This window comes from Streptomyces sp. NPDC031064, from assembly GCF_055570965.1.
In genome coordinates this window covers 368,823-380,680 of the sequence record NZ_JBVIGF010000007.1, presented here as the reverse complement: position 1 = coordinate 380,680, position 11,858 = coordinate 368,823, and the positions used below count along the sequence as shown (strand labels likewise).

The 11,858-nt window shown below is 73.4% G+C and carries 11 protein-coding genes; 4 read left to right on the top strand and 7 right to left on the bottom strand.

Annotated features, from left to right (window positions below):
- The first annotated feature begins 510 nt into the window (after positions 1–510).
- Positions 511–1,320: an SGNH/GDSL hydrolase family protein gene (locus ACZ46W_RS26100; protein WP_468342014.1), complete on the top strand. Its 810-nt coding sequence runs from the start codon at positions 511–513 to the stop codon at positions 1,318–1,320.
- Here the strand turns inward: ACZ46W_RS26100 and ACZ46W_RS26095 are convergent.
- Positions 1,304–2,902, bottom strand: coding sequence for a serine/threonine-protein kinase (locus tag ACZ46W_RS26095; RefSeq protein WP_468342011.1), 1,599 nt, complete (start codon positions 2,900–2,902; stop codon positions 1,304–1,306). The genes ACZ46W_RS26100 and ACZ46W_RS26095 overlap by 17 nt on opposite strands.
- A 194-nt stretch (positions 2,903–3,096) precedes the next feature.
- Here ACZ46W_RS26095 and ACZ46W_RS26090 point away from each other — a divergent pair, with 194 nt between their 5' ends.
- A complete protein-coding gene (locus ACZ46W_RS26090; RefSeq protein ID WP_351825453.1) occupies positions 3,097–3,360 on the top strand; it encodes a hypothetical protein in 264 nt (87 codons plus the stop codon).
- Positions 3,361–3,691: 331 nt separating this feature from the next.
- Here ACZ46W_RS26090 and ACZ46W_RS26085 read toward each other — a convergent pair whose 3' ends face one another.
- The 3 genes from ACZ46W_RS26085 to ACZ46W_RS26075 are packed head-to-tail and all read right to left on the bottom strand — an operon-like array spanning position 3,692 to position 6,654.
- Positions 3,692–4,900: a CaiB/BaiF CoA transferase family protein gene (locus ACZ46W_RS26085; protein WP_468342008.1), complete on the bottom strand. Its 1,209-nt coding sequence runs from the start codon at positions 4,898–4,900 to the stop codon at positions 3,692–3,694.
- Positions 4,901–4,933: 33 nt separating this feature from the next.
- On the bottom strand, positions 4,934–5,719 hold the full coding sequence (locus ACZ46W_RS26080) for an ABC transporter permease (protein WP_468342005.1): 786 nt from the start codon (positions 5,717–5,719) through the stop codon (positions 4,934–4,936).
- Positions 5,716–6,654 carry an ATP-binding cassette domain-containing protein gene (locus tag ACZ46W_RS26075; protein ID WP_468342002.1) on the bottom strand — a complete coding sequence of 313 codons (939 nt, stop codon included), beginning with the start codon at positions 6,652–6,654 and terminating at the stop codon, positions 5,716–5,718. The genes ACZ46W_RS26080 and ACZ46W_RS26075 overlap by 4 nt, the downstream gene beginning before the upstream one ends.
- 63 nt (positions 6,655–6,717) lie before the next feature.
- Here ACZ46W_RS26075 and ACZ46W_RS26070 point away from each other — a divergent pair, with 63 nt between their 5' ends.
- Positions 6,718–7,425: a TetR/AcrR family transcriptional regulator C-terminal domain-containing protein gene (locus ACZ46W_RS26070; protein WP_468341999.1), complete on the top strand. Its 708-nt coding sequence runs from the start codon at positions 6,718–6,720 to the stop codon at positions 7,423–7,425.
- Between the two features lie 167 nt (positions 7,426–7,592).
- Here ACZ46W_RS26070 and ACZ46W_RS26065 read toward each other — a convergent pair whose 3' ends face one another.
- The 3 genes from ACZ46W_RS26065 to hmgA are packed head-to-tail and all read right to left on the bottom strand — an operon-like array spanning position 7,593 to position 10,908.
- Complete coding sequence (locus ACZ46W_RS26065) at positions 7,593–8,792, bottom strand: type ISP restriction/modification enzyme (RefSeq protein ID WP_468341996.1); 1,200 nt, start codon at positions 8,790–8,792, stop codon at positions 7,593–7,595.
- A 14-nt stretch (positions 8,793–8,806) separates the two neighbouring features.
- On the bottom strand, positions 8,807–9,556 hold the full coding sequence (locus tag ACZ46W_RS26060) for a GntR family transcriptional regulator (protein ID WP_468341993.1): 750 nt from the start codon (positions 9,554–9,556) through the stop codon (positions 8,807–8,809).
- Between the two features lie 23 nt (positions 9,557–9,579).
- On the bottom strand, positions 9,580–10,908 hold the full coding sequence (gene hmgA, locus ACZ46W_RS26055; protein WP_468342361.1) for a homogentisate 1,2-dioxygenase: 1,329 nt from the start codon (positions 10,906–10,908) through the stop codon (positions 9,580–9,582).
- 144 nt (positions 10,909–11,052) lie between these two features.
- On the opposite strand from hmgA, the gene ACZ46W_RS26050 reads away from it, so the two are divergent.
- On the top strand, positions 11,053–11,787 hold the full coding sequence (locus ACZ46W_RS26050; protein WP_468342358.1) for a TetR/AcrR family transcriptional regulator: 735 nt from the start codon (positions 11,053–11,055) through the stop codon (positions 11,785–11,787).
- The last annotated feature ends 71 nt before the right edge of the window (positions 11,788–11,858 follow it).

Below are 11,858 nucleotides of genomic sequence, written 5' to 3'. Positions count from 1 at the left end.
CTCCGGCCTCATCGCGGCGCTTGAGCCCTCCCCTTGAGCCGCCTTGCGTGATGGACCGTTGCGGGTGGATGTACGACGGTATTGATAACCGGGACTGTAAGGCAAGACTTGGGCCGAGGCTCCCCTTTTCGCTTCATTGACCGTACTTTGACGGGTCCGATCGGTTCCGTCGGAAAATCGGAAGGAGATCCTTCCGGGCGAGAGTGGGAATTGTGGCCTGAGTTGCGCCTGGGTAATTCCCGCCGGACGTCGGAATGAGAACCCGAGCAGAGGCGCGGCGGCGCGCAGCGACCGGCCCCCGCCGGTGGACGCGCACCGTCACGACCGCTTCCGCCGGCATGTCACCTCACCCTCCGCATGGGTGAGTTGCCCGCAAACCTCCGGGTATCTGGCCTTCAGGGGCGCTAGATTTTGACTCGGAGTCAACTACTCGCCACGCGCGGCTATTGGCATGGACACTGCATCCTGCTACGAACTTTTTAGGCAGAAATCCTGCTAAAGGGAGGTTCCATGAAACTGTCCCGAGCCGCGGCATTCTCGACCTCACTCCTCCTCGGCGCCGTCCTGACCCTCACCGGGGCGGGGGCGGCGCAGGCCGGCTCGTCGGCCGCAGCCCTCGACTACGTGGCGCTCGGCGACTCGTACTCCTCCGGGGTCGGCGCCGGCGCGTACGACAGCTCCAGTGGCAACTGCAAGCGCACCCCCCGCGCCTATCCCGCCCTCTGGGCGGCCGCCAACGCACCCTCGTCCTTCGCCTTCACCGCTTGCTCAGGCGCCCGTACCAACGACGTGACGGCCGGTCAGCTCGGACCGCTGTCCTCCGCCACCGACCTCGTATCCATCACCGTCGGCGGCAATGACGCGGGCTTCGCCGACGTCATGACCACCTGTGTCCTGCAGTCCGAGGCCACCTGCATCGCCCGCGTCAACGAAGCGAAGCGCTATGTCGACACCACCCTGCCCGGCCGCCTCGACTCGGTGTACTCGGCGATCAGATCCAAGGCGCCGTCGGCCCGTGTCGTCGTCCTCGGCTACCCCCGCTTCTACAAGATCGGCGGTAGCTGCATCGCCGGACTGAGCGAGAACGAACGCCGCGCCATCAACGGCGGCGCCGACCACCTCAACGCGGCGACCGCCAAGCGCGCCGCCGACCACGGTTACACCTTCGCCGACGTCACCCCGGCGTTCACGGGCCACGAGATCTGCTCGGGCGCGTCCTGGCTGCACAGTGTGAACTGGCTCAACATCGGCGAGTCCTACCACCCCACCGCCGCCGGGCAATCCGGTGGCTACCTGCCCACCTTCAGGGGCTCGCTGTAGGAACGGCGCTCGATGACGTGCCCCCGTCCGTAGGGGTCGGCGTGCCGTCCGTCGGGGTGCCGGAAGGCGTCCCGCCGGTCGGCGTACCCGTCGGGTGCGCGTCCCGGCACGTCACCGAGAAGCCCACCCAGTTGGACCGCGCCTCGACCGGGCTCCGGATCTCCAGCCGGACCCGGTCGCGGTGCGTCCCGTCCGTCCCTTCCACGTGCTCGACCTGCCGCACGGTCTCCCCGCCGAACTCCTCCGTCCGCCAGCCCGACCCCGAGCCCCCGCCGCTCTCCGTCACCCACCGGTAGCCGACGGAGGCCGGCGTGCGGCCCACGGTGATCGTCGCGCGGAAGGCCGGCGCCTCGCCCTCCGGGGGCGGGCACGTCCCGCTGTAACTCCCGCGCACCGCCCGGGCGTACACCTGCACCGACTGCGGGGTCGTCGTACGGGGCGGCGGGCTCGGCTCCCGCGTGTCCTCACCGCCGCTCGGGGTGCCGCTGGGCGTGGCCGTCACGCCCGGCGAGGTGACGCCCCCGCCGACACCCCCGGTGCCCGGATCGTCGTCGCGCAGCAGGGCGTACGTCAGCCCGGCGAGCGCGAGCAGCACGGCGGCCACCGCCACCGCCGGCGCGGCGCCCCCACGCCGCGACGAGGGCCGCCCACCGTCCACCGCGGTGGTGGCCATACCCGCCCCCGCCGCCGCCACCGCGCCCGCGACGACCGTCGGAGCCTGGCCGCCCGCCTCGATCGGAGCCGTACGCGGATTCCCACCCGCGCCCACGACCCGCAGCCAGTGTCCCGCCTCGTCGGCGGAGAGCCGCTCCGCCGGGTCCTTGCGCAGCAGCCCCTCGATGACCGGCGCCAACGGCCCGGCCCGGTGTGGCGGCGGCAGCTCCTCGTCGACCACGGCCCGCAGCGTGCTCAGCGGCGTGTCCTGCCGGAACGGCGTGCCGCCCTCCACCGCCGCGTACAGCAGCACGCCCAGCGACCACAGGTCCGAGGCCGGACCGGGCGTCTGCCCCAGTGCCCGTTCGGGCGCCAGGAACTCGGGGGAGCCGATCAGCTCGCCCGTCATGGTGAGGTTCGACGTGCCCTCCACCGAGGCGATCCCGAAGTCGGTCAGTACCACGCGGCCGTCGTTGGCCAGCAGGACGTTCGCCGGCTTCACGTCCCGGTGCAGCACCCCCGCCGCGTGCGCGGCGCTCAGCGCGGCCAGCACCTGCGCCCCGACGTGCGCGGCCCGCCTCGGCGGCATGGGCCCCTCCGCGTCGAGCGTCTCGGCGAGCGTCAGCCCCCGGACCAGCTCCATCACGATCCAGGGCCGGCCGTCCTCGGTCGCCACGTCGTACACGGTGACCACGCCCCGGTGCGAGACCCGGGCGGCGGCCCACGCCTCCCGCTCCAGCCGCGCGTACAGCCGCTCCTCGTCGGCGGAGCCGAGACCGGCGGGCGCGCGCACCTCCTTGATCGCGACCTCGCGGCCCAGCACCTCGTCCCGTGCGCGCCACACGACGCCCATGCCGCCCTGGCCCAGCGGACTCAGCAATCGGTAACGCCCCGCCACTTTCCGTCCGGCGCCCGGCCCTTCGGTCATAGGACCCCAAGCTAGCTCAAGCCGCCCCCGAGGGGAACGTGTCCAACTCACCCTGGAATCAGTTGTATTCGGAGGGTAGTCGTCAACCCTCGTACATGTGTGGTGAATCCCGCCACCGGGATACACGAGTGTGATGCGGGGAGGATAGGGTTAATCTGCAGCGGCCGGGTGCCCTCGTACGGGTGGGGAGTGACATGGAACAGATAACGGTGCGCAGCAGGCCTCGGGTGCCTGCGATCACATGCGGGAGCAGCGCGACGAGCACGCGCCTCGACCGCCATCTCTCGGTGCTGGGCGGTCCGGCCGTCCCGCAGCGTGAGACGGCCGAAGCGACGCTGCTCATGCGGGAGTTGACGACGCGTGATGTCGCACACACCCGCACCAGCAAGAGCGCCCGCGTCAGGCTCTTCGCGCCGCTGCGCCGCCTGCGCCGCTCGCTCTTCGGCAACCACGCCTGACGGCCCGCCCCGTCACACCCGTCCGGACGCCCCACCGTGCACGGTCGAACCCGGCTACGACCCACGGTCCGCGGTCGGCATCCGGCCGGGGTGGGGCCGTGCGGGGTCGTCCCCGCGGAGGTTGGCGGCGAAGGAGGGGCTGCCTCAGAGGCACCCAAGGCCGCCGGCCTCAAGGAGTCCAGCCCGTAGGGGCGCCCCCGCCCACCGTCAGTGACCGCCCCCTCCGCGCCAGGCCGCCCACCGTCAGTGACCGCCCCCACCGTGCCGCGTCAGTCGACCCACCGTCAGTGACCGCACCGCCCACGGCAGCAACCGCGCCAAGACCGCCGCGTCAGGCGACCACACCCTCCCGCCGCAGCGCCACCCGCTCACCGTCCCCAAGCCCCAGCTCCCGCAGCACCGCGTCCGTGTGCTCGCCCAGCGCGGGCACCGCACCCATCCGCGGCTCCGGCCCGCCCGGGAAGGTCACCGGCGGAAGCATCGCCCGCAGCGGGCCCACCGCCGTGTCCACCTCCCGCCACCGGTCCCGCGCCGCGAGCTGCGGGTGGGCCGCCACGTCCGCGACCGTGTTGAGGCGGGCACACGCGATGCCCGCCGCCTCCAGCCGCTCGATGGCCTCCGCCGTGCCCAGCCCGGCCAGCGACTCCGCCACCACCGCGTCCGTCTTCTCGCGGTGCGCCACTCGGGCCGTGTTCGTGGCGAACGCCGGGTCGTCGCCCAGCTCCGGCCGGCCCAGCACCTGTTCGGCCAGCCGGCGCCACTCGCGGTCGTTCTGCACCGACAGCAGTACCTGCCCGCCGTCGGCGGTCGCATAGGCGTCGTACGGCGCGATGACGGCGTGCGCCACCCCCGTACGCGCGGGGGCTTCGCCCCCGTGCATCCCGTGGTGCAGCGGATGCCCCATCCACTCGGCCAGCGACTCCAGCATGGAGATCTCCACCGGCCCGCCCCGACCGGTCGTCGCCCGCCGCAGCAGCGCCGCCAGCACGCCCGAGAAGGCGTACATGGCCGCCGCGATGTCGGCCGCCGGAATCCCCGCCTTGACCGGCTGGTCCGGCGTCCCGGTCACCGACACGAGCCCCGCCTCGCACTGCACGAGCATGTCGTAGGCCCGCTTGTGCGCGTACGGGCCGCCCGCCCCGTACCCGGAGATGTCCACCGCGATCAGCCGGGGGTGAGCCGCGCACAGGGCCGCCGCGTCCAGGCCCAGCCGGGCCGCCGCCCCCTGCGCCAGGTTCTGGACGAACACGTCCGCGCCCGCCACCAGCCGGCGCACCAGCTCTCGGCCCCGCGGGTCCTTCAAATCGACCGCCACCGACTCCTTGCCCCGGTTGCACCAGACGAAGTGCGAGGCGAGGCCGGCCGCCGCCGTGTCGTACCCGCGGGCGAAGTCGCCGCCGTCCGGGCGCTCGATCTTGATGACGCGGGCGCCCAGGTCGGCGAGCTGGCGGGTGGCGAACGGGGCGGAGACGGCCTGCTCGACGGCGACGACGGTGACACCCTCAAGGGGCAGCGGCAGGGGCAGCGGCTGAGTGCTCATGCAGCCGTACCTATCGTGTACGTACCACCTTTGTCACCCCTTGGGAGCGCCGTAGCTGCGCACCGCCAGCGGCACGCACACCGCCAGCAGCACCAGTGACCAGCCCACCGCACCGGCCACCGGGTGGGCGACCGGCCAAGCGGCACCCTCCGGAACGGCCGCCGCGTTGCCGAAGAGGTCCCGTACCGCCGCCGTCACGGCCGAGATCGGGTTCCACTCGGCGGCCGTACGCAGCCAGCCGGGCATGTTGTCGGTCGGGATGTACGCGTTCGACAGCAGCGGCAGCATGAAGGTGGCACTGCCCAACTGGCCCGCCGCCTCCTCGCTCCGGGACACGAGGCCCAGCAGGATGCCGACCCAGGTGGTCGCGAACCGGAACAGCAGCAACAGCCCGAAGGCCCCCACCGCCTCGAACGCGCCTCCCTCGATCCGCCAGCCCATCGCCCACCCCACCAGCACCAGCGGGACCAGCCCGACGGCCGTGGTGACCAGATCGGCCGCCGCCTGGCCCAGCGGCACGGCCGCCCGGCTCATCGGCAGCGTGCGGAAGCGGTCCATCACCCCCCGGTGGGCGTCCTGGGCGGCGGTGAACATCCCGGTCATGATGCCGTTCGCGGCCGTGGCGACCAGCAGCCCCGGCACCAGGTACGCGCGGTACTCGGTGCCCGGCATGGCCAGCGCGCTGCCGAAGACGTACCCGAAGAAGAGCAGGAAGACGATCGGCATGGTCTGCGTCATCACGAGGATCGCCGGCGCGTGCCGGATCCGCTGGAGGTGCCGGCCGAAAACGGCGGCTCCGTCGTACACCAGGGCGCTCATCGGACGAGCTCCCCACGGGCGGTGAGACGGAGGAACACCTCGTCCAGGGTGGGCGGGCGCAGCGCGGCGTCGACGATCAGGACGCCCGCCGCGTCCAGTTCGCGGACGATCCGGGGGAGGGTGAGGGTACGGTCCGTGGTGACCGCTCCGGCGGTGCGCGCCTCGGCGTCCAGGGCGGGCCGCGAGCCCGTGAGCCGGTCCAGGACGGCGGCGGCGGCCGGCAGGCCGGACGGATCGGCGACGACGACCTCCGCGTAGTTGCCGATCAGCGCCTTGAGCTCGGCGGGCGTGCCGTTGTGCGCGGCCCGCCCCTCGTCGATGAGGACGATGTCGTCGGCGAGCCGGTCGGCCTCCTCCAGGTACTGGGTGGTGAGGAGCACGGTCGTGCCCTGCGACGCCAACCCCCGTACGGCGTCCCAGATGGCGTTCCTGCTCTGCGGGTCGAGGCCGGTGGTCGGCTCGTCCAGGAACAGCACCGCTGGCGGCACGATCAGACTGGCGGCCAGGTCCAGGCGGCGCCGCATACCGCCGGAGTACGTCCGGGCCGGGCGTCCCGCCGCGTCGTCGAGCCCGAACCGCTCCAGCAGCTCGTCGGCGCGGGTGCGCGGGGCCCGCAGCAGCCGGGCGAACAGCCGCAGGTTCTCGGCGCCCGTCAAGTCCCCGTCGACGGAGGCGTACTGGCCGGTGACGCCGATGTGGCGGCGTACGGCGGCGGGGTCGCGCACCACGTCGTGGCCGGCGACCCGGGCGCTGCCGGCATCGGGGACGGTGAGCGTGGTCAGGATCCGGACCGCCGTGGTCTTGCCCGCGCCGTTCGGCCCGAGCACCCCGCAGACGGTGCCCTCGGGGACGGCGAGATCGAGCCCGCGCAGGGCGCGCACGTCCCCGTAACGCTTCTCCAGGCCTTCACTAAGTACAGCGTACGTAGTCGTCATGGGTAGACCGTACCCCACTACGTACGCTGTACGTAACTAGGATGGGGGGCGAGGTGATGATCAATGGCGGGCCGAGCGGCCGAACCGGAAGTGATCTGGGCGCGCCCCGAGCGCACGGGCCGAGGCCCCAGGCCGGCCTACAGCCGCGCCGACATCGCGGCGGCGGCGGTCCGGATCGCGGACGCCGACGGCATCGACGGGGTGTCCATGCGGCGGGTGGCGGCCGAGCTGGGCTGCGGCACGATGTCGCTCTACAACTACGTGCCGCGCAAGGAGGACCTGTACGAGCTGATGGTCGACGCGGTCAGCGGCGAGTACGAGCTGCCGGAGGCGCCCAGCGGCGACTGGAAGGCCGACATGCTGGCACTGGGCCGGCAGACCCGCGCCATCATGTACCGGCACCCGTGGCTGACCCGGGTGATGTCGACCGTGTACGGCTTCAGCCCCAACGCCCTGCGCTACCTGGAGCACTGCCTGGACGCCCTGGCGCCGCTCGACGCGCCGGGCGGGGCCAAGATGGAGCTGATCGCGATGGTCAACGGCACCGCCATGATCACCGTCGCGAACGAGCTGGCCATGGCCGAGCGCACGCGTTCGCTGCCCTGGTCCGAGGAGCAGGAGCGGGCCGTGCGCGCCGCCTATCTGGGCCGGGAGGTGGCGAGCGGGGCGTACCCCCGGCTCGCGGAGCTGCTCGCCGAGGCGCCGGTGCCGGACGACCCGGACGAGGTCTTCGACCGTGCGCTCCGGCGCCTGCTGGACTCGTTCGGCTGAGCGGCTGAGCGGCTGAGCGGCTGAGCGGCTGAGCGGTTGGGGGGTTGGGCGGTTGACCCGCGCTGACCGGCTGTGCGGCTGACGGGCTGACCGGGCTGACTCCGCCTGGCCCGGGCGCTGAGCGGCTGGTCCGCTTCAGGCCGACCCCCAGGCCGGCTCCAGGCCGGTCACAGGAGCGCGAGCTGTCCCTCCGGGCCCTCTTCCTCCCGGTCCAGTACGGAGGCGGGGCGGCGGGCCGCCTCGGGGGCGGGGAGGACGCCGGCCGCGTGGAGTTCGGCGCGGGTGACCTGCTCCGTGCCGGTCACGTCCGGTACGTCCGCCGCCAGTTGGGCCTGGAGGGCCAGCACGGTGATCAGTTCGAGCAGCTCGGAGGTCCACTCCTGCGGCCAGGCTGCGGGGCGGATCGCCTCCAGCGTGCCGGTTTCCGCCGGAGCGGTGCGGTGCTCGAACCAGAGCTCCAGCACGCGTACCCCGCCCACCCGGTAGTCCCACGCCTCCGCCGGCACGGGCGAGATCCGGCCGCCGTCGCCGACCAGCAGGGCCTCGTCCTCCGCGTCGTACACCAGCGTGACCGGCCGCGCCGGGATCGCGGCGCGCACGTAGGGGCGCCGCCCGCCGGGCAGCCGGGGCCGCTCGCCGCCCCGCGCGCCGCGCAGTTGGACGTCCGTCATGCGGTGGCCCAGCGCCACGCCCGCCGCCCAGACGGCCGGGTCGGCGGGGAGCGGGACGGCGCACCCGGCGGGGGAGGGGCGGGCGGCGGCCAGCGCCCAGGCCAGCACGTCCTCGGGCGCGACCTCATGCCCGTACCGCCCGCTCAACAGCGACAGCAGCCCGGGCGCGAGGTTCGGCTCCCGGCCGCCCGGGCGCCGGTACAGCGGCCGGATGCGGCCCGGGCGCCCCGCCGGGGAGCGGCCGTCCGGCAGCGCGGCCGTCACCAGCAGGGCCGGGCCCGGGCCCTGCGGCACGTACCCCTGCTCGACGGCGAACAACTGCCGCTCGTCCGCCACCCGCCACAGCTCCGGGCGGGCCGCGTCCAGCAGCCGGTGGTCCGGCAGCAGCCACTGCTCGTCGAACGGCCCGTGCGCGAGGCGCACCGGCTCCGGGCACGGCCCCGCCTCCCGCGCCAGCCGGACCGTGCCGGTGCGCTGCCCGGGCAGCGCGGCGACCGAACTCGTGAGCGTACGCGCCCGGCTGGGCCGGAACAGGGCCTCCCGCGTCTCGCCCCCGGCCGCCGCCAGCGCCTCCCAGCGGGCCCGCAGGGTGCGCACGTCCGGGGCGACCACCCAGGAACGCCCCAGCCGCAGCGGCGCCACGGACCAGGGCATCAGGTCGTCGAGCAGAGGCAGGTCTTCCGTCACGGCCCGCATGCTAGTGACCGCGTTCAGTCCGCCTCCACCGTGACCGTGAAGGAGAACCGGTCGCCCCGGTAGCGGATGCGCGCCACGTCCACCACCCGGCCGTCCTCGTCATACGTCACGCCCGTGTAGTGGAGGATCGGCGACAGCAGCGGGACCTGGAGCAGCTCGGCCGTCTCCGGGTCCGCGAGCCGCGCCTCCACGGTGTCGGTGATCCGGCTGATCCGTACCCCCACCGCGTCCCGGAGCACCTTCGTCATCGGCCACCGCTCCAGGTCCGCCAGGTCGATCCCGGCGGCCACGTCCGGGCGGACCGCGTTCTCCGCCCAGTTGGTCGGCTCACCGCTCTCGCCGTCGCAGCGCAGCCGCCGGTACGTGACGACCTCGGTCAGGCCGGGGAAGTGCTCGGTGAGGTCGCCGGGGACCTTGTCCTCGCCGTGGCCGAGAATCGTCGTCCGCTCGCCCGACTGCTGCGCCACGATCGCGTCGATCGAGCCGAGCAGCCGGCGCGGTGCGCTGCGCCGGGCACCCGGCTCGATGAACGTGCCGCGCCGCCGGTGCCGGCTGATCAGCCCCTCCGCCTCCAGCTCCTTGAGCGCCTGCCGCATGGTCAGCACGCTGACGCCGTAGTGCGCGGCGAGCTGCTCCTCGGTGGGCAGGCGCAGGGACGCGTCCGGCGCGCGGCCGAGTATGGAGGCGCGCAGGGACTGCGAGACCTGGTACCACAGCGGGAGCTTGCGGTTCAGGACCAGCGAGTCGGGGGCGAAGGCGGTCACTTTTACTCCGTACCTACTCCGTACTACGGCCGAAAGTGGCGCTCCAGACCCTGCCACACGTCGTCGTAGCCCCGCTGAAGGTGGTCGGCGTTCGCCGCCTGGGCGGTGGCCGTGACCGGCCAGCGGGTCTCGAACATGAAGGCCAGGCCGTCGTCGATCTTCTGCGGCTTCAGCTCGGCGGCGCTCGCCTTGTCGAACGTCTCCCGGTCCGGGCCGTGCGCCGACATCATGTTGTGCAGCGAGCCGCCGCCGGGCACGAAACCTTCGGCCTTGGCGTCGTACGCGCCCTCGATCAGGCCCATGTACTCGCTCATCACATTGCGGTGGAAGTACGGCGGGCGGAAGGTGTCCTCGCCGACCAGCCAGCGCGGCGCGAACACGACGAAGTCGACACCCGCGAGGCCGGGGGTGTCGGACGGCGAGGTGAGCACCGTGAAGATCGACGGGTCGGGGTGGTCGTAGGAGATCGTCCCGATGACGTTGAAGGCGCGCAGGTCGTAGACGTACGGGACGTGGTTGCCGTGCCAGGCGACGACGTCGAGCGGGGAGTGGTCGTACGTCGCGGTCCACAGGTTCCCGCAGAACTTGTTCACCACCTCCACCTCGCCCTCGACGTCCTCGTACGCGGCGACCGGCGCCCGGAAGTCACGGGGGTTGGCCAGCCCGTTCGCGCCGATCGGGCCGAGGTCGGGGAGCTGGAAGGGCTGGCCGTAGTTCTCGCACACGTACCCGCGCGCGGTCTCGTCCAGCAGCTCCACGCGGAAGCGGACCCCGCGCGGGACCAGTGCCACCTCGCCGGGACGGGCGGCGAGCAGGCCCAGCTCGGTGCGGAGCAGCAGGCCGCCGCGCTCGGGGACGATCAGCAGCTCGCCGTCGGCGTCGCTGAAGACCCGGTCCATGGACGCGTTGGCGTGGTAGAGGTGCACGGCCATGCCGGTGCGCTGGGTGACGTCGCCGTTGCCGCCGAGCGTCCACAGGCCGGCCAGCCAGTCCGTGCCGGGCGCGGGGTCCGGGAGCGGGTTCCAGCGCAGCCGGTTGGGGTCGGGGACGGTCTCGGTGAAGGGCGCGGTGCGCAGGGCGCCGTTGTCGGTGCGCGTGAAGCCCGGGTGCGCCGCCGAGGGGCGGATGCGGTAGAGCCACGAGCGGCGGTTGTGGGCGCGCGGCTCGGTGAACGCGGAGCCGCTGAGCTGCTCGGCGTACAGCCCCAGCGGTGCGCGCTGGGGGGAGTTCCGGCCGAGCGGCAGGGCGCCGGGGACGGCCTCCGAGCTGTGCTCGTTTCCGAAGCCGGAGGCGTCCTCCAGCGCCTCGGCGATCTTGTTCGCGTGTTCCCGCGCCTGTCCGGTGCCGTCCATCGTCATCGTCGCCCGCTCCTCGCTCGACCTGCCCCAAACGGAATCCTATGTAAGACCGTAGGATTCCGCGCGGCCCGCGTCAACGGGGGGTGGGCCTTGGACGATTCCCGCAAGGCGCCGGTTCCGGCGGCGCGGCGCGGCATCATGGACCCCGTGCCTGAGCCACCTCCGCTCCGCCGTACGCCCGTGCAGCGGCGCAGCGCCGAGCGCCTGACCCGGATCCTCGACGCCTGCGCCGAGCTCCTCGAAGAGGCCGGTTACGAGGAGCTGAGCACCCGCGACGTCGCCGTGCGCGCCGGCGTGCCGATCGGATCGGTCTACCGCTTCTTCTCCAACAAGCGCGCCATGGCCGCGGCCCTCGCGCACCGCAACCTCGACCGTTACGCCGAGCGTGTGGCCGCCCGCCTCGCGGCCCGCGAACCGGCCCCGGTCGTGGACGTCGTCCTCGACGAGTACCTCGCCATGAAACGCACCGTCCCCGGCTTCGCGCTGGTCGACTTCGGCGTACCGGCGTCGGCGGACGACGCCGGGGAGGGTGCCCGGGAGGGCGCGGGAGAGGGCGCCGGCGAGGGTGTCCGGGAGGGCGCGGGGGAGGGCGCCGGCGAGGGTGTCCGGGAGGGTCCCGGTGGCGGCCCGGCCGGCGACGCGACCGGCCACCTCGTCAACCACGTCGTCGCCGACCGGATCTGCGGTCTGCTCGCCACCCACCTCGGCCGCACCGCCGACGACGCGCTGCGCCGCAAGGTGCTCGTGGCCGTCGAGGCCACCGACGCGCTGCTCCAGCTCGCCTTCCGGGCCGGTCCTCCGGGGGACCTGGCGCTGATCGCCGAGACCCGCGCACTGCTGCACGCCTATCTGGCGCCCGTCCTCGCGGGCTGAACCATCGCCACCATGCCTACCGGTCGGTATGCTCGGCGGAGTCTGCGCGTCACCGTCAACGCCGCCGCCCC

Bases quoted from the DNA above. Each gene is read 5' to 3' on its own strand.
- ACZ46W_RS26070 (WP_468341999.1), top strand. From the start codon at position 6,718: ATGGCGGGCCGAGCGGCCGAACCGGAAGTGATCTGGGCGCGCCCCGAG.
- ACZ46W_RS26075 (WP_468342002.1), bottom strand. From the start codon at position 6,654: ATGACGACTACGTACGCTGTACTTAGTGAAGGCCTGGAGAAGCGTTAC.
- ACZ46W_RS26100 (WP_468342014.1), top strand. From the start codon at position 511: ATGAAACTGTCCCGAGCCGCGGCATTCTCGACCTCACTCCTCCTCGGC.
- ACZ46W_RS26065 (WP_468341996.1), bottom strand. From the start codon at position 8,792: ATGCGGGCCGTGACGGAAGACCTGCCTCTGCTCGACGACCTGATGCCC.
- ACZ46W_RS26085 (WP_468342008.1), bottom strand. From the start codon at position 4,900: ATGAGCACTCAGCCGCTGCCCCTGCCGCTGCCCCTTGAGGGTGTCACC.
- ACZ46W_RS26095 (WP_468342011.1), bottom strand. From the start codon at position 2,902: ATGACCGAAGGGCCGGGCGCCGGACGGAAAGTGGCGGGGCGTTACCGA.
- hmgA (WP_468342361.1), bottom strand. From the start codon at position 10,908: ATGGACGGCACCGGACAGGCGCGGGAACACGCGAACAAGATCGCCGAG.
- ACZ46W_RS26050 (WP_468342358.1), top strand. From the start codon at position 11,053: ATGGACCCCGTGCCTGAGCCACCTCCGCTCCGCCGTACGCCCGTGCAG.
- ACZ46W_RS26090 (WP_351825453.1), top strand. From the start codon at position 3,097: ATGGAACAGATAACGGTGCGCAGCAGGCCTCGGGTGCCTGCGATCACA.
- ACZ46W_RS26080 (WP_468342005.1), bottom strand. From the start codon at position 5,719: ATGAGCGCCCTGGTGTACGACGGAGCCGCCGTTTTCGGCCGGCACCTC.